12 protein-coding genes are annotated in these 18760 nt (G+C 71.4%); 5 read left to right on the forward strand and 7 right to left on the reverse strand.

Annotation, left to right across the window (positions count from 1 at the left end; genetic code table 11):
- Window positions 1-3: 3 nt before the first annotated feature.
- Complete coding sequence (locus ACWXWW_RS00350) at window positions 4-1212, reverse strand: LLM class flavin-dependent oxidoreductase (RefSeq protein WP_271174287.1); 1209 nt, start codon at window positions 1210-1212, stop codon at window positions 4-6.
- A 169-nt stretch (window positions 1213-1381) separates the two neighbouring features.
- Between ACWXWW_RS00350 and ACWXWW_RS00355 the strand changes: the two genes are divergently transcribed.
- A complete protein-coding gene (locus tag ACWXWW_RS00355) occupies window positions 1382-2509 on the forward strand; it encodes an acyltransferase family protein (RefSeq protein WP_271174218.1) in 1128 nt (375 codons plus the stop codon).
- Between the two features lie 90 nt (window positions 2510-2599).
- Here ACWXWW_RS00355 and rpsO read toward each other — a convergent pair whose 3' ends face one another.
- Window positions 2600-2869, reverse strand: coding sequence for a 30S ribosomal protein S15 (rpsO, locus tag ACWXWW_RS00360; protein ID WP_271174217.1), 270 nt, complete (start codon window positions 2867-2869; stop codon window positions 2600-2602).
- 138 nt (window positions 2870-3007) lie between these two features.
- Between rpsO and ACWXWW_RS00365 the strand changes: the two genes are divergently transcribed.
- Window positions 3008-4330, forward strand: a complete 1323-nt coding sequence (locus ACWXWW_RS00365) for an MFS transporter (RefSeq protein ID WP_455968154.1) — start codon at window positions 3008-3010, stop codon at window positions 4328-4330.
- 51 nt (window positions 4331-4381) lie between these two features.
- Here ACWXWW_RS00365 and ACWXWW_RS00370 read toward each other — a convergent pair whose 3' ends face one another.
- From ACWXWW_RS00370 to ACWXWW_RS00380, 3 genes are all read right to left on the reverse strand, one after another.
- Window positions 4382-4930, reverse strand: a complete 549-nt coding sequence (locus tag ACWXWW_RS00370; protein WP_271174215.1) for a YceI family protein — start codon at window positions 4928-4930, stop codon at window positions 4382-4384.
- Between the two features lie 165 nt (window positions 4931-5095).
- The gene (locus ACWXWW_RS00375) at window positions 5096-5467 is read right to left on the reverse strand and encodes an FKBP-type peptidyl-prolyl cis-trans isomerase (RefSeq protein WP_271174214.1); all 372 of its coding nucleotides are present in this window, start codon (window positions 5465-5467) and stop codon (window positions 5096-5098) included.
- A gap of 123 nt (window positions 5468-5590) precedes the next feature.
- The gene (locus ACWXWW_RS00380; protein ID WP_455968156.1) at window positions 5591-11518 is read right to left on the reverse strand and encodes a hypothetical protein; all 5928 of its coding nucleotides are present in this window, start codon (window positions 11516-11518) and stop codon (window positions 5591-5593) included.
- A gap of 444 nt (window positions 11519-11962) precedes the next feature.
- Between ACWXWW_RS00380 and ACWXWW_RS00385 the strand changes: the two genes are divergently transcribed.
- Both ACWXWW_RS00385 and ACWXWW_RS00390 read left to right on the forward strand, forming a co-directional pair.
- The gene (locus tag ACWXWW_RS00385) at window positions 11963-13351 is read left to right on the forward strand and encodes a response regulator transcription factor (RefSeq protein WP_455968158.1); all 1389 of its coding nucleotides are present in this window, start codon (window positions 11963-11965) and stop codon (window positions 13349-13351) included.
- A gap of 21 nt (window positions 13352-13372) precedes the next feature.
- Window positions 13373-14926 carry a LuxR C-terminal-related transcriptional regulator gene (locus tag ACWXWW_RS00390; RefSeq protein ID WP_455968159.1) on the forward strand — a complete coding sequence of 518 codons (1554 nt, stop codon included), beginning with the start codon at window positions 13373-13375 and terminating at the stop codon, window positions 14924-14926.
- A gap of 120 nt (window positions 14927-15046) precedes the next feature.
- Here ACWXWW_RS00390 and ACWXWW_RS00395 read toward each other — a convergent pair whose 3' ends face one another.
- A complete protein-coding gene (locus tag ACWXWW_RS00395) occupies window positions 15047-16264 on the reverse strand; it encodes a PrsW family intramembrane metalloprotease (protein ID WP_455968160.1) in 1218 nt (405 codons plus the stop codon).
- 76 nt (window positions 16265-16340) lie between these two features.
- On the opposite strand from ACWXWW_RS00395, the gene ACWXWW_RS00400 reads away from it, so the two are divergent.
- A complete protein-coding gene (locus ACWXWW_RS00400; RefSeq protein ID WP_282979982.1) occupies window positions 16341-17204 on the forward strand; it encodes a fumarylacetoacetate hydrolase family protein in 864 nt (287 codons plus the stop codon).
- Between the two features lie 59 nt (window positions 17205-17263).
- Here the strand turns inward: ACWXWW_RS00400 and ACWXWW_RS00405 are convergent, their stop codons facing one another.
- A complete protein-coding gene (locus ACWXWW_RS00405) occupies window positions 17264-18724 on the reverse strand; it encodes an aspartate ammonia-lyase (RefSeq protein WP_271174209.1) in 1461 nt (486 codons plus the stop codon).
- Window positions 18725-18760 lie beyond the last annotated feature (36 nt).

Below are 18760 nucleotides of genomic sequence, written 5' to 3' on the forward strand. Positions count from 1 at the left end.
CGGTCACGCTCCCTTCCGGGCTGCCGCGCCGAAGGCCGCTCCGGGCTTCGACGCCGTGTCGGTGTCCTGATACGGCGAACCGCCCGTGACGTTGTCGCCGCGGTTCGGGTTGGGGCGCGGCTGGCGCGGCTCGGCGTCGCCGTACCGGGCCTTCACCCGCGCGGCGTGCGTCGGGGCGTCGGGCACGTTCGCCGGACGGTTCTGCGCGAGCTCCTTCCGGAGCACGGGCACGACGTCCTCGCCGAGGAAGTCGATCTGCTCGAGCACGGTCTTGAGCGGGAGCCCGGCGTGGTCGGTCAGGAACAGCTGGCGCTGGTAGTCGCCGAACGTGTCGCGCATCGCCGCGTAGCGGTCGATGACCTGCTGCGGAGAGCCGACCGTGAGCGGCGTCATCTCGGTGAAGTCCTCCATCGACGGCCCGTTGCCGTACACCGGCGCCGAGTCGAAGTACGGCCGGAACTGCCGGACGGCGTCCTGCGAGTTCCTCGCGATGAACACCTGGCCGCCGAGCCCCACGATCGCCTGCTCGGGCGCGCCGTGACCGTAGTGCGCATAGCGCTGGCGGTACAGCGAGATGAGGCGCTGGTAGTGCTCCTTGGGCCAGAAGATGTTGTTCGCGAAGAAGCCGTCGCCGTAGTAGGCCGCCTGCTCGGCGATCTCGGGCGTGCGGATCGAGCCGTGCCACACGAATGGCTTGACGTCGTCGAGCGGACGCGGTGTGGACGTGAAGCCCTGCAGCGGCGTGCGGAACGCGCCCTCCCAGTCGACGACGTCCTCGGTCCAGAGGCGGTGCAGGAGGTTGTAGTTCTCGATCGCGAGCTGGAGCCCCTGGCGGATGTCCTTGCCGAACCACGGGTAGACGGGGCCCGTGTTGCCGCGCCCCATCATGAGGTCCATGCGACCGCCCGAGACGTGCTGGAGCATCGCGTAGTCCTCGGCGATGCGCACCGGGTCGTTCGTCGTGATCAGCGTCGTCGAGGTCGAGACGATGAGCCGCTCGGTCTGCGCCGCGATGTACGCGAGCGTGGTCGTCGGCGACGACGAGAAGAACGGCGGGTTGTGGTGCTCGCCCAGTGCGAACACGTCGAGCCCCGCCTCCTCGGCGTGCTTCGCGATCGCGATGACGTCGCGGATGCGCTCGGCCTCGCTCGGCGTGTATCCGGTCGTGGGGTCGCGCGTGATGTCGCTCACGGACATGAGCCCGAACTGCATCCCGCTCCACGAGGTCGTGTCGCTCACCAGATCCTCCGATTCCGCGCGCGGATTCCCGCCCGCCGATTGCATGCAAGTGAATATACCTGGTTCAACGGCTCCCGAGCGAATCTATTCCCCGCGGCGCGGATCCTCGAGGGGGCCTCGCGCATCGGTAGCGTAGAGCGCGATGACGAGCGAGGCAGTGCCGCCGGTCACGGCGTCGACGGGGACCATCCGGCAGAAGCGGCGCGTGCCGTTCTGGGACAACGCGCGCTTCGCGTGCATCGTGCTCGTCGTGCTCGGCCACGCGATCCAGCGCCTCATCTACGACTCGGACGTCGCCTACGCGTTCTACCTCGCGTTCTACGCCTTCCACATGCCGGCGTTCGCGATCATCTCGGGCTACTTCTCGAAGTCCGACCCGCCGTCTCGTCGGCAGATGGTGCGCCTCATCACCGACGTGCTCCTGCCGTACCTCGTCTTCGAGGCCCTGTGGTGGTTCACGAAGTGGCTCGTCGAGGGCCAGGTCGACCCCAACCTCACCAAGCCGTCGTGGACCCTGTGGTTCCTGCTCGCGCTCGGCATCTTCCGGCTCGTGCTGCCCTACCTCGCCCTGCTGCGCTGGCCGCTCCTGTGGTCGGTGCTCATCTCGGTGGGCGTCGGATACCTGCCGAACGTCGACAGCACCTTCTCGCTGTCGCGCACCCTCGGCTTCCTGCCCTTCTTCGTGCTCGGATGGTGGCTGCGCGAGCACGACATCGTCGAGCGGCTCGGCCTCCTGCGCCACCGCCCCTGGTGGGCGTACGCGGGCGCGCTCGCCCTGTTCGCGATCGACGGATGGCTCGCCTGGACCGGAATCGAGACATGGCGCGAGATGGAGCTGCGCTACTGGTTCTTCTACGACGACGCGTACGTCGATCTGCTCTCGCACAGCGTCTGGTGGGCGGGCGCCATGCGCCTCGCGACGCTCGCGATCGGGCTCGTCCTCTCGGCGGCGTTCTTCGTGCTCATCCCCCGTCGGCAGACCCCCTGGACGCGCCTCGGGCAGTACACGATGTACGTCTACCTGCTCCACTCGTTCGTGCTGTACCCGTTCCGCGAGTCCGGCGTGCTGCGCGATCTCGAGCCGACCTGGATCTGGCTGCCGACGGTCGCCATCCTCTCCGTCGCGGTCACGGTGCTCCTCTCGACCCGGCCGGTGCGCTGGCTGACGGGGCCGCTCGTCGAGCCGCGCGCCCGCTGGCTCTTCCAGGACCCTGCCCTGCTCCCCGGCCGACGGAACGACCCGACCGGCTCACGCCGGCCGAAGCCCTGATCCGCCGCGCACGACCCAGGGTAGAGCGAAGGCCCGTCCCACCGGGGACGGGCCTTCGAGAAGACGATTGAACGCTGGTCGCGCTCTGCCTTATCGGCGCAGACCGAGACGCTCGATCAGCGCACGGTAGCGTGCGATGTCGATGTCCTGGAGGTAGCCGAGCAGGCGGCGGCGCTGACCGACGAGCAGGAACAGGCCACGACGCGAGTGGTGGTCGTGCTTGTGCTCCTTGAGGTGCTCGGTGAGGTCCTTGATGCGCTGCGTCAGCAGCGCGACCTGCACCTCGGGGGATCCGGTGTCACCGGGGTGCGTCGCGTACTCTTCGATGATCGCCTTCTTGACGTCTGCTTCCAGAGCCATAGATTCGATCCCCTCTCTCCTCGTTGCGCGGCGCCCGTCGCCTGATGCGCGAGCTCTCTTCATCCGCGGCCGATCGAACGGCAACCACCAGAGTCTACCCCATCCGCGGGGCACGGAAGAGCGGATAGCCTCTCCCCGATGTCCTCGCGCGTGCTCCTCGACCTGCGTCCCCTGACGCAGAGCCCCGCGTTCGCGCGCCTGTGGGTCGGATCCACGCTGGGCGGGCTCGGCGGGCAGCTCACGATCACCGCGGTCATGCTGCACATGTACGAGCTGACCGGGTCGACGTTCGCCGTGTCGATGATCGCGGTCGCAGGCCTCGCGCCGATGATCGTGGCGGGCCTCTACGGAGGCATGCTCGCCGACTGGTTCGACCGGCGGACGGTCGCCCTCACGGCGGCCACGGCCACGTGGCTCACGACGGCCCTTCTCGCGGTGCTCGCGTGGACCGGGCACATCGACGCGGGATGGCTCTACGCGCTCTCGATCGTGAACTCGGCCGCGAACTCGATCGTGTCGGCGACGAAGATGGCGATCACGCCGCGCCTCGTCGGCGCTGAGCTGATCCCCGCCGCCGCCGCGCTCAACGGCATCACCGTGGGGATCATGGTCATGGTGGGGCCGGCGCTCGGCGGCGTCCTCGTCGCGCTCTTCGGCTACCCCCTGACCTACACGCTCGACGTCGTCCTCATGCTGTCGCTGTTCCTCGGCCTGTGGACGCTCCCCCGCCTGCGCCCCGAGGGCGCGACGGCGCGCCCGGGGCTCGCCTCCCTCGCAGACGGATGGCGCTTCCTGCGTCGCGCCCCGAACATCCGGATCCAGTTCCTCCTCGACATCGTCGCGATGACCTTCGGGAACCCCCTCGCGCTGTTCCCCGCGATCGGCGCGCTCGTCCTCGGCGGCGGCGAGATCACGACGGGCCTGCTCGTCGCGGCGAATGCGGTCGGCGCGTTCGCGTCGAGCCTCTTCTCCGGGCGCATCTCGGCGTACCGCTTCCACGGCCTGGGGATCACGCGCGCGATCCAGGTGTTCGGCGTCGTGACCGCGGTGTTCGGCCTCGTGCTCGCGGCGGCCGCGGCCGGATGGCTCGGCCCCGGCGACGTCGGGCCGAGCAGCCCGAACGTGCCGCTCATCGCGATCGCGATGCTCTGTCTCGCGTGCACCGGCGCTGCCGACAACGTCAGCTCGATCTACCGGCAGACGATGCTGCAGTCGGCTGTGCCCGATGCCATCCGCGGGCGCCTGCAGGGGGTGTTCATCGTCGTGGTGACGGGCGGCCCGCGCATCGGCGCACTATATGCGGGCGGTCTCGCGACCGCCGCCTCGGGGTGGCTCGGCGAGGCAGGGAGCGCGTGGCTCCCGCCGCTGCTCGGCGGGTTGCTCGTCGTCGCGATCACGACCGCGATCGTCCGCGCGCACCCCCGATTCCGGGCCTACGACGCCGAGGCTCCCGAGCTCTGACACAGCAGGAGGGCCGACCCCGCGGGGCCGGCCCTCCTGCTGCGTACGACGTCAGGCCGCGAGCGCGCCCTGGAGGTCGAGGGTGATCTTGACGTCCTTGCCGACGAGGACGCCGCCGGTCTCGAGCGCGGCGTTCCAGGTGAGGCCGAAGTCCTCGCGGTTGATCGTGGCCTTGGCCGTCGCGCCGGCCTTGTAGTTGCCCCACGGGTCCGTGCCGAACCCGCCGAGCTCGAGCTCGAAGGTGACCGGGCGGGTGACGCCCTTGATCGTGAGGTCGCCGTCGACGTAGAACTCGCCGTTCTCGTGACGCACGCCCGTGCTCGCGAACGTGAGCGCCGGGTGGTTCTCGACGTCGAAGAAGTCCGCCGAGCGGAGGTGCTGATCGCGGCCCTCGTCGTTCGTGTCGAGCGACGCGGCGTCGGCGCTCGCGGTGACGGACGCCTCGAGCACGTTCTCAGGGAGGACGATCGTGGCCGACTTGACCGTGAAGGCGCCGCGCACCTTCGAGATCATCATGTGGCGCACCTCGAAGCCGACCTCGCTGTGCGCGGGGTCGAGGTTGTAGGTGCCGGGACGGTAGCCGGGGATGTCGATGGTCATGGATGCTCCTCAGATGGTCGGGCCGCTCCGAGCGGCGTCACAGAGGAACAATACGCATTCACCTGAATATATTCCACCCGAGGCGCTGAACATCGCGTGAGCGTCGCCTGAACGCGCGGAGCGCCCTGCGGATTCCTCCGCAGGGCGCTCCCGGATCGGATCGCGTCAGGCGACGTCGATGAGGTCGATGATGAAGATGAGGGTCTTGCCGCTCAGGAAGTGCCCCGAGCCCGCGGGACCGTAGGCGAGGTGCGGGGGGATCACGAGCTCGCGGCGTCCGCCGACCTTCATGCCGGGGATGCCGTCCTGCCACCCCTGGATGAGACCGCGCAGCGGGAACTGGATGCTCTCGCCGCGGTTCCACGACGAGTCGAACTCGTCGCCGGTCTCGTACTCGACACCGGCGTAGTGGACGGTGACGGTGTCGCCCGCCTTCGCCTCTGCGCCGTCGCCGACGATGATGTCGCGGATGGCGAGCTCGGAGGGAGCGGGGCCCTCGGGCGCGTCGAATTCGGGCTTGGTGCGTTCTGCGCTCATGCCTCCATCTTGCCCGCTCTGGCCGAGATCCGCTCCCGGCGTGCGCGATCATCGCCCCGGGGACGCCGCGAAGGGCCGATGCAGCGCGGAGGGGGACTCGGCTGCATCGGCCCGCGGCCCGTGTCAGCGCACGCTCTCCCTGCGGGCGCGGGACACGAGAGCCCAGCCGGCGAGGAGGAGGCCGCCGCCGACGGCCAGACCGGCCCATCCGAGCTCTCCGCCGGTCGGGGCGAGCGGGCGGGGCTTGGGCTTCGGCTCGGGCTTCGGCTTCTCGGGCTTCGGCGGGGCGGCCGGTGCCTCCTCGTCGCGGGCGGTCACGGTGACCTCGTTGGTCGGCGCCTCCGGCTGGTTGCGCGTGGCGAAGGTCGCGACGTTGTCGAAGGACGTCTCGACCCGCTCGCCCGGCGCCAGCGGGGGCGCCGACGGGATGGCGGCCTCGAACGTCACCGTGACGACGGCACCGGGGTCGATCGCCGCGATCTCGACGCGGTGCGTGGCGGACTCCGCATCGTATGCCGCGTCGCAGGGGACCGAGCACGTCGCCTCCGCGGCGCTCTCGAGCCCGTCCTGCAGCGCGTCGACGACGACCACGTCGCGGCTCGGGGCATCGCCCGATGCCGTCAGCGTGATGCGGTACTGCACGGTGTCGCCGAACTCGACCCGGCCGTCCGACTCGACCCAGTCGCCGCCATCCTGCTCCCAGACCGACTTCTCGGCCTCGAGCGCGCCCGCCACGAGCGGTGTCGGCTCGCAGTCGACGTTGTTGCCGGGCATCGCGGCCACGGCTCCGACGGGCTCGGGGCAGACCGGCTGCTCGGGCGCGGGATCGTCCTCGGTCGTGACCCAGGCGATGTTCTCGTACTCGCCTGCGGGTGCGTCATCCGCGAACCGCACCGTGAGCACGAGCTCGACGCTCTCCCCTGCCCCGAGCAGGGCGGGGTCGACCGCGCAGGTCACGGTCTGGCCGTCGGCGGAGCACCCGTCGGGCCCGGAGACGAAGACCATCCCATCGGGGAGGCGATCGGTCACCGTGACCGGTTCGTCGGCGTCGGCGTCGCGCGAGCCGATGTTCGCCACCGTGATGGTGTAGTCGAACTCCTGCCCGGCCTCCGCCGTGACGCCGCCGTCGTCCTTCGTCAGGAGGAGGTCGACGGGGTGATCGGCGTTGACGATCGTGCACACGACGTCGACGATCCCGACGATGGTCACGACGTCGTCCTCGAGCGCGCCGCCCACGCACGACCACATGCCCGCCTCGTAGCCGCCGGGCCCGCTCTCCGACAGGGAGTAGGCGCCCGCGGGGACCTCCGCCCTCGTCACGGCCTCCTCGCCGGTCGTGCCCTCGATCGCCACGGGCCCCTCGGCCCGGAGGACGAAGTCCGACACCTCGGCGTCGCCGCCGTCGTCGTTGTGGACGACCTTGACGAGGGTGAGGGTGGGGTGCTGCAGCGGCGTCGGCTCGCAGTCGACGTTGTTCGACGGGCTGGGGCACTCCGGCTCCTCAGGAGCCGGGTCGTCCTCGGTCGTCACCCACGCGACGTTCTCGTACTCGCCGGCGGGCGCGTCGGCCTCGAACGCGACCGTGAGCACGAGCTGCACCGACTCGCCCGCGCCGAGCAGGGCGGGATCGATCTCGCAGGTCACGACGCGGCCGTCGGCCGAGCACTCGGCAGGGCCGGACACGAAGCGCATGCCCTCGGGCAGCTCGTCCACGACCGTCACCGGCTCGTCCAGGTCGGCATCGCGCGCGCCCTCGTTCACCACCGTGATCGTGTAGTCGAAGCTGTCGCCGTTGGCCCCGGTGGCTCCCCCGTCGTCCTTCGTGAGGGCGAGGTCGACGGGATCGTCGTCGTTCACGATCGTGCACACCGCGACGTCGCCGACGCCGAGGGCGAGCGCCGATCCGTCGAGGGCTCCGCCCTCGCACGACCATGCCGAGGCCGTGTAGCCGGGCTGCGTCTGCTCCGACAGCTCGTACACGCCGGCGGTGACGGGCGCGTCGGTCACGGCATCGTCGCCCGAGATTCCCGAGAGAGCGTCCGGCCCCTCGGCCATCAGCGGGAAGTCCTCGACGCCGAGGTCGCCGCCGTCGTCGTTCACGACCTCCTTCACGAGGGTGAGACGCGGCGCGATGTCGTCGTTCACGATCGTGCAGACCGCATCCTCGCCGACGTCGAGCGTCAGCGTCGAGCCGTCGAGCGCTCCGCCCTCGCAGCTCCACTCCCCTGCGGCGTAACCGCCGGGTCCGGTCTCGGCGAGCGAGTACTCGCCGGCGAGAACCGTCGCCGTCGTGACCGACGGGTCGCCGGTCGGCCCTGAGATGTCGGCGGGGCCGTCGGCGCTGAGGATCCAGTCCGTCGGCAGCGCGGTGCCGCCGTCGTCGTTCACGACCTCCTTGACGAGCGTCAGATGCGGTGCGATGTCGTCGTTGACGATGGTGCACGTGACATCCCCGCCGTTCGGGACGGTGACCACGCCGTCGGGCGTGACCGCACCCCCGTCGCAGACCCAGACGCCCGGCTCGTAGCCGTCCGGCCCGTCCTCGCTGAGGAGGTAGTCGCCGCCGGGGACCACGGCGTCGGTGACGGCAGGATCTCCCGTCACACCCGAGATGGTGACCGGCCCCTCGGCGGTCAGCGTCCACTCGGCGGGGTCGAGCGTCCCGCCGTCATCGTTGCGGACGTCCTTGATGAGCGTGAGCTCGCCGGGCTGGTCGTCGTTCACGATCGTGCAGACCGCGACGTCGCCCACGTGGAGGACGAGGTCCGCACCCGTCAGCGATCCGCCGTCACAGCTCCAGGCGCCGGCTGCGTAGCCGCCCGGGCCCGACTCCGACAGCGCGTACTGTCCCGCCGAGACGGGCGCCTCGGTGACGGCCGGGTCGTCGGTGACGCCCGAGATGGGCGTCGGCCCGTCGGCCATGAGGGTCCAGTCGATGTCGACGGCCGTGCCGCCGTCGTCGTTCACGACCTCCTTGATGAGGGTGAGCAGCGGCGCGATGTCGTCGTTCGTCAGCTCGCAGTAGGCGCTGCCGCCGTTCGCGACGGTCACCTGGCCCTGCGCGAGGTCGACCTCGGTCTCCCGCGTCTCGTCGGTCCAGCAGGACACCCCGGTCAGCTCATAGCCCGCGAACGCCTCCTCGCCGATCGCGTACGAGCCGGCAGACACCTCAGCGTCCGTGACCTCGGGCGAGCCCTCGGTCCCCGAGATCGGAGTGGGGCCATCCGCCGTGAGCGTGAAGTCCGTGTCCACCGCCGTCCCGCCGTCGTCGTTCACCACGCTCTTCACGAGCGTCAGCTGCGCGGGGGCGTCGTCGTTCACGATCGTGCAGACGGCGTCGACGTCGAGGGGCAGCGTGAGCTGGTCGCCCTCGAGGACGCCCTCCGTGCAGCTCCAGGCGCCGGCCGCGTATCCGGAGGGTCCGACCTCGGCGAGCGTATAGTCGCCGGCCGAGACGGTCTCCGGCCCGACGCCGCCCGCTCCCGAGATCGGGGTCGGGCCCTCGGCGCTCAGCGTCCAGTCCGTGGCGACCGACGTGCCGCCGTCGTCGTTCACGACGTCCTTCACGAGGGTCAGGGTCGGCGCGATGTCGTCGTTCACGATCGTGCACGTGACGTTCTCGGCCAGGTCGAGCGTGACCGTCGACCCCTGCAGCGATCCGCCGCCCGTGCAGGTCCAGTCGCTCGCGGCGTATCCGCCGGGGCCGGCCTCGGACAGATCGTAGGACCCCGCCGGCACCGCGACATCCGTGACCGCTCCCGACTCCGTGGCGCCGGAGATCTCAACGGGGCCGGACGCCGTGAGCGTCCACTCCGTCGCCGCGGCCGTGCCGCCGTCGTCGTTGACGACCTGCTTCCGCAGCGTGAGCCGCGGTGCCACGTCGTCGTTCACGATCGTGCAGACGACGTCGCCGCCGTTCGGGACGACGACCGTGTCGCCGTTCGCCTCCGCGCCCGAGCAGGTCCATGCGCCGGGCGTGTACCCCGCGGGGCCGCCGGTCTCCGAGAGCGTGTACTCGCCCGCCGAGACCTCCTCGACATCCGTGCCTCCCGGGCCCGAGATCGGGGTGGGCCCGTCGGCCGAGAGCGTCCAGTCCGTCGGCTCCGCCGTGCCGCCGTCGCCGTTGTCGACGCGCTTCACGAGCTGGAGCGTGCCCGGCAGATCGTCGTTCGTCAGCTCGCAGAGCGCCGTGCCGCCGTTGGCCAGCGTGAGCTGACCCTGCTCGAGCGCGATCTCCGTCTGGCGCGTGTCGTCGGTCCAGCAGGACACCCCCGTGAGCTCATAGCCGGCGAGAGGCTGCTCGCCGATCGTGTACGCGCCGGCCGGCACCTCGGCGTCCGTCACCTCGGGCGAGCCCTCCGTGCCCGAGATCGACGCGGGGCCGTCCGCGGTGAGCGTGAAGTCGGTCTCGAGCGCGGTGCCGCCGTCGTCGTTCACGACGTCCTTCACGAGCGTGAGATGCGCGGGCTGGTCGTCGTTGACGATCGTGCAGACAGCCGATTCGCCCGGCGCGATCGTCACGACATCGCCGACGAGGGCCGCCCCCGCGCACGACCAGGCGCTCGCGGTGTAGCCGGGCAGCTCCTCCTCCGACAGGGTGTAGGCGCCGGGGGTGACGAGCGAGGTGAAGTCGCTGCCCTCGCCGTCGATCGTGTCGGCGCCGGTGATCACGGTGTCGCCGTTCACCGCCGTGAGCGGGAAGTCGGCGGCGGCCGCGGTGCCGCCGTCGTCGTTGACGACCACCTTGTCGAGGGTCAGCGAGGTCACCTCGTTCGTGATGACGCAGTGCGGGGTCATGAGCCCGAGCGTCGCCGCCGACAGCACGAAGTCCTGCCCCGTGTACGCCCCGCCCTGCCACACCGTGGTCTCCACGGTGGGCGATCCGACCTGGAAGGGATCCTGGTAGGTGCAGACGACGGACAGGCCGGTGACGCCGGCGGGAAGCCCATCAACGAGCTCCCCGACGCGGTAGTCGGGCTGCGCGATGAGTCCGCTCCAGGTGTGCGAGGTGTTCGCCGCGATCTCTGCCGTCACCGACGCGGTCGAGCCGTCCTGATCGGCGACCGTGCCCGTGGCTCCCCCCGCCCCGTGCGACGGCATGCCGTCGGCCTGGTCGATCACGTAGTCGAACAGGAGCCCGTCGGGCACCGCGCCGTCGACGACCTTCTCGACGATGAGGTCGCCGCACGTGCCGATCGTGAGGGGGTCGCTCGCGACCATGAAGTCCTGGAGCTGGCCCTGCGTCCCCGCGTTGCCGGTCTTGGTGACGATGTCGCCGGTGGTGAACGTGACGCACCCGTCAGCCGGGAGGATGCCGGCCGCCGTCAGGTCGATGGCGAACTCGCCGAACGTGTCGCCGATGGCTCCGCCGAAGTCGGGGTTCGGGCCGAGGGCGGCCTGGAACACGATCGACCCGGTTGGCGCCCAGGAGTCGCCGTCCCACGCCATCCCGAGCGCGTCGGTGGATCCGTTGGGGTTCACGTTGAACTGCACGAGCACGTCTCCGTCGCGCCCGGCCGGTCCCCCCTGGAAGGAGTAGTTGATCGACAGGTCGCCCGTGCCCTGGGGCGCGCGCGACCAGTACTGGTACAGGATGACGTGCTGCTGTCCGTCGATGTCGACGATCTCGTACGCGGCGCCGGCCTTGCACAGGTCGCTCTTCTTGTTCGGGAACGGGCCGGGGCTCATCGCCCAGGGGTCGTCGTTGATGTTCTGGCTGTTCGTGCCGCTGACCGTCGGGTCGCTCGCGCTCGTGCCGTCGCCCTCGCAGGCCTCGGCGAGGTCGTAGCTGTCCAGGATGCCCGTCGTCGGGCGCCCATCCGGCGTGAGGCCGGGGCCGTAGAAGGCTCCCCAGTCCGTCGGCCCCGCCTTATCCCCGTCGATCGCGAACGAGGTGTTCACGATGCCCACGGTCGCGGCCTGCGCGGGGACGGCGACGAAGGCGCCGAACGACGCGAGCACCAGAGCGGTCGCGCCCGCGAGGAGCGCCCTCACGCGGCGGCGCACGGTGCCCCTTGAAGTCGGGCGTCCGACCATCCGGATCCTGGACATGGTTCACTCCTGTCCGGGCACTTCTGCCCCCGTACCTGCGCCCACGCACGGGAAAGAGCCGCCGAGTCACGGCTGCGCGGGTGCAGCGGTCGCGAGACCGCTGAGGACAACTTCGCGACCTGGGAGGTTGCCGAGAGCTGTCACCGTCGCAATTCACCCGGCCCGTCACCCGCCCCGCACGAGGCGACGGGGAGCGCGGAATTCCGCGGGTTCACCCGGCTCGTCACCCGTCCGCAGGAGCGTCGTCGAGAACACGACCCCCGCGGAGGGCCCGAGAGGAGCACAATGTGGCTCGTGAGGGGTAGTTCGGATGCTTCCGTACCCGGGGAGGCTCCGCGAGCACCGAGCGTTTCAGCGCGCATCTATCGAGCTCTCGGCACCAGGTCCTGGGATACAGCGCTGCGCCTGGTCGAGGAGAACTGGACGCGGCTCATCGCCGAGGACGTGTCGGCGATCCGCGCGGTCGTCGAGACCGTGCCGGTCGAGCGGCTCGAAGCCGACCCGCGGTGGCCTCGTGCACGGGCCTACCTCCTGACCATCCCGACGAAGAGCGCTCCCCCGCGCGTGGGCCTCGGTGGCGAGCGCGTCGACGAGGTGCTGCGGCTCACGTCGGCCGCACGCGGCGCCCGGACCGCCGAGGACCACGCCGAGGCCCTGCGCCTGGTCCGCGCGGCCCGCGACGCGTACGAGTCCGCCTCTGCGCACCGCAGGGGGGCACTCGCGGACGACCTGCCGCAGCTCCTCCTCACGTGGGGGCTCACCGAGGCCCTCGGCGGCGACGGCGGCGCCGCGGTCGACCATCTCGTCCGCGCCTACTCGACCGCCCGATCCACCGGTGCGCCGCGCATCGCGCTGGCCGCGGCATCCGAGCTCGCGTGGCAGCACGCGATGGAGGGCCGGTCGGATGCGCGCGACGACTGGATGGCGGCGGCGCGCCTGCTCCTCCCGGCGGGCGAGATGCAGCCGCACGCGCCCGTCGCGCTCCTGCTCGCGCACGCGATCGCGGCATACGACGCGAACGACCTCCCCGCCGCGCACCGCCTGCTCGAGGCGGCGTGGGACGACCGCGGCGAGCGCGCCGTGGAGATCTCGACGCTCCAGGCGTTCGTCGACGCGAAGGACCCGGCAGCGGATCCGTTCGCGCATGTGGCCCGTCTCGAGTCCGCATCGCTCGCGCACCTCATCGACGACCGGCGGGGCCGGCTCGACGCGGCGAGAGCGTGCGCGCTTCTGCACACGGGTCACGGCGAGCAGGCCCGACGGCTGCTCGAGGAGGTGGCCGTGCCCGTCCTGCCCTCCATCCGCGCCCTGCGCGCATCCGCGCATCTCGTGCAGGGAGACCTCGATCGCGCCCTCCGCGACGCGCACGCGTCGCTGCATGAGCTGGGTCGGCCGCGCGGGGTCGTCGAGGCTGCGGCGGTGATCGCGGCCGTGCACCTGCGCCGCCGCGACGGCGAGACGGCGGCCGCCTTCCGGCGCGCCGTCACGCTCGCCGACACGCATCGCCTGCCGCTCGCGCTCGCCAACCTGCCGGCGGGCGACTTCGCCGCACTCGCGCCGTTCGCGCCATCGGGGAGCCCGAGCATGAGCGTCCTCGAGCGCGCGCCCGTCCGGCGTCCGAGCGTGCCCCCGCTGAGCGGCGTGCGCGCGACCGAGCAGGAGCTCGCGGTGCTCCACCTCCTCGCCGGCGACCGGAGCATCGCGCAGGCGGCCGCCGTGCTCGGGGTGAGCCCGAACACGGTCAAGACGCTCGCGCGGCGGATCTACGCGAAGCTCGGCGTCTCGGATCGCCGGCAGATGCTGCTCGCGGCGCAGGAGCACGGCCTGCTCTGACCGACACCCTGGGGAGGGACGATGGAAGAGGACGAGGAGAGGGACGGGCTCCGCTCGGCCGTGTTCGAGGCACTCGCCGACGAGCGGTGGCGCGATGCCATGCTGCTCGTCGAGCGCGGGTTCGGCGCGCTGCTCGCGTTCGAGCCGGCGATCATCCGGACGGTCGCGGATGCGCTCCCGGAGGCGGAGCTGCACCGTCGTCCGCGCTGGATCGGCCTGCGGCAGTACGTCCACCATCTGCTCACGTCGCCCTCGAAGCCGCCCGTGTTCCCCGAGGCGGACCCGCGCGCGCTCGATCATCTCGAGGCGGGCGACCGCGTCGGGCTGCTCACCGGCCGTGCGGCCGCGCTGCGCACGCGCGGGATGTTCGCGGAGGCCGCCGCTGCCGCGGAGGATGCGCGCGACGCGCTGCAGCGTCTCGACGATGCGGACCGCGCCGAGCTCGAGCCGTTCCTGCCGACGCTCATGACCCAGTGGGGAGCGACCTTCGCGGCGGCGGGCGAGCTGCCCGCCGCGATCGACGTGCTCCTCGGGGCCGCGTCCCTCGCGGAGCGCACCGGCTCGCTCCGCGCCGAGATGGAGGCGCTGGGCGAGCTCGCGTGGATCAACGCGGCCGCCGGGGAGGGGGCGCATGCCGACCGGTGCATCGCCCGCGCGGACGCGCTGCGGCGCCGGCACCCGGACGTGCAGCGCATCCGGGGAGGACTCGCGCTCGCGAAGGCCTACCGCGCGAGCGACGCGCTCGACGTCGAGCGCGCGATCGCGCTGCTGGATGGCCATGAGGAGTCGTTCGAGGAGCTGGGGATCATCGCGGCGTCGCTGCGCGGCATCCTCGGGGCGAGGGCCCGTTCCGCCGACCCGGTCGACATGCTGAGCCGGCTCGAGGTCGAGGTCGAGAACAGCCCCGCGCCCCGGACGGCGAGCGGCCTCAACGCCGCGTTCGTCACGATCGGCCGCGCGACGCTGCTGTCGTACCAGGGCCTCCACGAAGCGGCGATCCTCGCACTGGACGCCTGCCCCGCACTCCCCCGCCCGGCGACGGGGGTGCTGCGCACCCGGCGGGCCGTCGCGCTCCTCGGCCTCGGCGAGCTCGACGCGGCCGTGCGCGAGGCGTCCCGCGAGACGTCGAGCGTCGCCCCGCGCGCCCGCACGGAGGCTCTCGTCGTCCGCGCGGCGGCCCTGCTGCGCCTCGGGAACCACGCGTCGGCTGTCACGTCGTTCCGCCTCGCGTGCGAGCTGAGCGAGGAGCACGGGCTGCGGGCATCGCTCTCCGTCGTGCCCGCGACCGACCTCGGCGCTCTGGGAGCGGCGGCCGGGCTGCCGCCCGCGGCAGAGCTCGTCGCCGCACGCGACGTCCTCACGCCGTCGCCCTCGTACCGCTACGAGCGGCTCTCGCCTCAGCAGCTGGCGGTCGTCCGCGCTCTCGTCGACCACGAGCAGGTCGCCCAGGCGGCCTCCGCCCTGGGCCTCAGCCCGAACACCGTCAAGACGCATCTCCAGGCCGCGTACCGGCGGCTCGGGGCGACCGACCGCACGTCGGCGCTTGAGGAGGCAGGGCGGCGGGGGCTGCTGTGAGGACCCGGAACAGAACTCAGCGCCCGGGCCGCGGCGATGCCTGCGAGACTTCCGAGCGCTGAGTGGATCTGACTCAAGGATGCTCCGGGCGCTCCGGCCGTGTCAAGAGCCGATTCCCGATCAGTACGACAGCAGCTCCCTGCGGGCGTGCGCGGCCCGCGCGAGGAGCGCCCACTCATCCGACGCCGCGTGCGGGTCGCGCCCCGACACCGCGCGCTGGCGGGTCGCGGCGAGCGCGGTCGCGTCCCGGATGAACGCGCGCATGAGATCGGATCGGTCGCCGCGCAGGGTCCGCGCCCACGACATCCCCGCGCGCCGGCCGGCCGGGGTCGCGAGCATCTCGACCTCCTGCGGCGTGAACCATCCGGCCGCCGCGTACTCGCCCAGCCGCTGCTTCGTGAGGCGCTCCTCCTCGCGTCGGAGTCGCACCAGCACGAGCGTGAAGATGACGAACAGCGGCACCTGCAGGACGACGTAGAGGTGGAGGAAGCCCTCGAGGTCGGTGAACGTGGCCGAGCCGTTCCAGAGCGCGTGCAGGGCCATCGCGCCGAGCAGTCCTCCGAGCCACGGGCCGAGCGCGGCCCCGAACGACGCACCGCGGCGCACCGCGCGCCCGAGCGCGTAGCCGGTGACCGCCGTGAACATCGCGTGCGCGAAGGGCGAGAGGAGCCCGCGCAGCACGAACGTCCAGGTGAGCGACGCGGCGCCGCCCTCGATCACTGACACCGCGAAGTACTGGATGTTCTCGGTGAATGCGAACCCCGCCCCCACGAGCGCGCCGTACACCACGCCATCCACAGGGCCGTCGAACGCGCGGCGCCCCATGACGAGGATGAGGAGCAGCCCCGCCCCCTTCGCGAGCTCCTCGACGATCGGCGCCTGCACGACCGTGCCGAGGAGGTCGAGCGCGGGCGACCGCGGGAGCGTCATCTGCACCCCCAGGTCGAAGAGCAGAGCGAAGCCCACGGACGCGATCGCTCCCCACGCGAGCGCGAACACGACGAGGCTCCGCGGCTCGGGCTCCCAGCGGTCGACCCACAGCATCGCCGATACGACGAGCGCGAACGGCACGAGGGCGAGCACGAGGCCCACGATCGACGCGGCCGTTCCGAGCGCGCTCGTGAAGTACGACGCGAGGCCGAACAGCAGCACCGCGAGGACGGCCCACAGCCAGATCCACGCACCGCGCCCTCGGCGCGTGGGCACGGGGAGGCGGGGAAGGTGCGGCTGCGTGTGGCCGCCGACCGGGATGGCCGCGCCCGGCGCGCGCTCCGGCTGGTCGAAGGGCGTCGAGAACGGCTGCTGCGACGGCGGCGTGAGCCCGGTGCCGTAGGTCATGTCACACAGCCTATGGCTCCGCTTTTGTGCAGATCCGTCCCAGGATCGTGCACGGGCGGCGGATAGCCTGGATTCCATGCGCTTCGCCCACGTGACCTTCCCCGGGGGCGTCGCCCCTTCCCTCGCGCTCGTCGACGACGACGGCGCCGTCGCGGTCGCCGAGCTCGTCGAGGGCGGTCCCGACACGATCGAGCAGCTCATCGCGGGCGGACCGGAGCTTCTGGAGCGGGTCAGGGCCGCGGCGGGCGCGGGGCAGCGTACCCCGGTGTCGGAGCTCGACTTCGCACCGGCCCTGCTCACCCCGCCGACCATGCTCGCCGTCGGACTCAACTACGCCGCGCACTCGGGCGAGCTCAACCTCAAGACCGACGACACCCCGACGGTGTTCACGTTCTGGCCCAACTCGCTCCAGGGCCACGGGCAGACCACCACGTGGTCGCGTCGCATGAGCGAGGCCGTGGACTACGAGGCCGAGCTCGGCGTCGTGATCGGCCGCCCGGCGAAGGACGTCTCCGAGGAGGACGCCCTCGACTACGTGTTCGGGTACACGGTCGTCAACGACATCTCGGCGCGGAACATCCAGTACTCCGAGGCGCAGTGGTGCCGCTGCAAGTCGCTCGACGGCTTCACCCCCGTCGGGCCGTACATCGTCACGGCCGACGAGATCGCCGACCCGCAGGACCTGCACATCTGGACGCGCGTGGACGGGCACATGATGCAGGACGCCTCGACCGGGCAGATGGTGCGCACGGTCGCCAAGCTCATCTCGCACCTGTCGCAGGGGATCACGCTCCTGCCGGGCACGCTCATCTCGACCGGCAGCCCCGGCGGCTCGGGGTTCTCGCGGACGCCGCAGGTGCTCCTGCGCGACCGCTCGACCGTGACCGTGGGGATCGACGGCATCGGCGAGCTCACGACGCACTGCCGCATGACGGACTGATCGCTTGATGCGAAGGCCCCCGCTCCGGTTCCGGAGCGGGGGCCTTCGCATGCGGCGCGCTACGCCTGGGTCGGCACGTCCTCCGGCGCGATCACGGGCATGACCGACGTCACCGGCTCGAGGCCGGACAGGCGCGACGGGCTGAGCTGCTTCTCGACCTCATCGCGGTCCATGAGACCGGCCTCGACGACGAGGTCGGCGACATTGCGGTTCGTCAGCAGCGCGGTCTTCGCGAGGGCCGCCGCGGCCGAGTAGCCGATGAACGGCGTGAGCGCCGTGATGACGCCCACGCTCGAGCCCACCATCGCACCCAGTCGGGCGCGGTTCGCCGTGATCCCGTCGACGCAGTTGACGCGCAGCGTGCGCATCGCCTGGCGCATCCAGATGATCGACTGGAAGATCGAGTGCGCGATCACCGGCTCGAACGCGTTGAGCTGCAGCTGACCGGCCTCGACCGCCATCGTGACCGTGACATCCGCTCCCGCGACCGCGAACGCGACCTGGTTCACGACCTCGGGGATCACGGGGTTCACCTTGCCGGGCATGATGCTGGATCCCGCCTGGCGCGCCGGAAGGTTGATCTCGCCGAACCCGGCCTGCGGGCCCGAGGAGAGCAGGCGCAGGTCGTTGCAGATCTTCGACAGCTTGATCGCGTTGCGCTTGAGCGACGCGGAGAACGACATGAACGAGCCGGTGTCGCTCGTGGACTCGACGAGGTCGCTCGCCGTCTCGAGGTCGAGCCCCGTGATGTCGCGGAGATGCCGCTCGACGGCCTTCGCGTACCCGGGGTGCGTCGTGATGCCGGTGCCGATCGCCGTCGCGCCCATGTTGATCTCGTGCAGGAGCACGGCGTTCTCGTTGAGCCGCTGGTAGTCGGCCTCGAGCGTCGTCGCGAAGCCGTGGAACTCCTGCCCGAGCGTCATGGGGACGGCGTCCTGCAGCTGCGTGCGTCCGACCTTGAGCACATCGTGGAACTCGACGGCCTTGCCGAGGAACGACCGCCGCAGGAGGTCGAGCTCCTCGAGGAGCGAGCGCAGCGACAGCGAGAGCCCGATCTTGATCGACGTCGGGTACACGTCGTTCGTCGACTGGCTGCGGTTGGTGTGGTCGATCGGCGAGAGGTACGCGTAGTCGCCGCGCTCGCGTCCCGCGAGCTCGAGGGCGATGTTGGTGATGACCTCGTTCGCGTTCATGTTCGTCGAGGTCCCCGCGCCGCCCTGGATGACGCCGACGCGGAACTCGTCGTGGAACTGCCCGTCGATCACCAGCTGCGCGGCGCGATCGATGAGGTCGGCCCGGTGCGCGTCGAGCACGCCGATCTCGGCGTTCGCGCGGGCAGCCGCCTGCTTCACCATGGCCAGCGCGACGACGAGCTCGGGGTAGACCGAGATCGGGCGCTTCGTGATGTCGAAGTTCTCCATCGCCCGCGCGGTGTGGATGCCCCAGTACGCCTCGCGGGGGATCTCCATGGACCCCAGGGAGTCGGTCTCGGTGCGGGTGGGGGTTGCGTCCTGAACCATGTGCGTCTTCCTCGTGGGTCTTCACGTCGATGTGAG

The sequence above is a fragment of the Microbacterium sp. KNMS genome (assembly GCF_053851835.1).

Coding starts and splice junctions, on each gene's coding strand:
- ACWXWW_RS00350 (WP_271174287.1), bottom strand. CDS start 1,212: ATGCAGTTCGGGCTCATGTCCGTGAGCGACATCACGCGCGACCCCACG.
- ACWXWW_RS00355 (WP_271174218.1), top strand. CDS start 1,382: ATGACGAGCGAGGCAGTGCCGCCGGTCACGGCGTCGACGGGGACCATC.
- rpsO (WP_271174217.1), bottom strand. CDS start 2,869: ATGGCTCTGGAAGCAGACGTCAAGAAGGCGATCATCGAAGAGTACGCG.
- ACWXWW_RS00365 (WP_455968154.1), top strand. CDS start 3,008: ATGTCCTCGCGCGTGCTCCTCGACCTGCGTCCCCTGACGCAGAGCCCC.
- ACWXWW_RS00370 (WP_271174215.1), bottom strand. CDS start 4,930: ATGACCATCGACATCCCCGGCTACCGTCCCGGCACCTACAACCTCGAC.
- ACWXWW_RS00375 (WP_271174214.1), bottom strand. CDS start 5,467: ATGAGCGCAGAACGCACCAAGCCCGAATTCGACGCGCCCGAGGGCCCC.
- ACWXWW_RS00380 (WP_455968156.1), bottom strand. CDS start 11,518: ATGTCCAGGATCCGGATGGTCGGACGCCCGACTTCAAGGGGCACCGTG.
- ACWXWW_RS00390 (WP_455968159.1), top strand. CDS start 13,373: ATGGAAGAGGACGAGGAGAGGGACGGGCTCCGCTCGGCCGTGTTCGAG.
- ACWXWW_RS00395 (WP_455968160.1), bottom strand. CDS start 16,264: ATGACCTACGGCACCGGGCTCACGCCGCCGTCGCAGCAGCCGTTCTCG.
- ACWXWW_RS00400 (WP_282979982.1), top strand. CDS start 16,341: ATGCGCTTCGCCCACGTGACCTTCCCCGGGGGCGTCGCCCCTTCCCTC.
- ACWXWW_RS00405 (WP_271174209.1), bottom strand. CDS start 18,724: ATGGTTCAGGACGCAACCCCCACCCGCACCGAGACCGACTCCCTGGGG.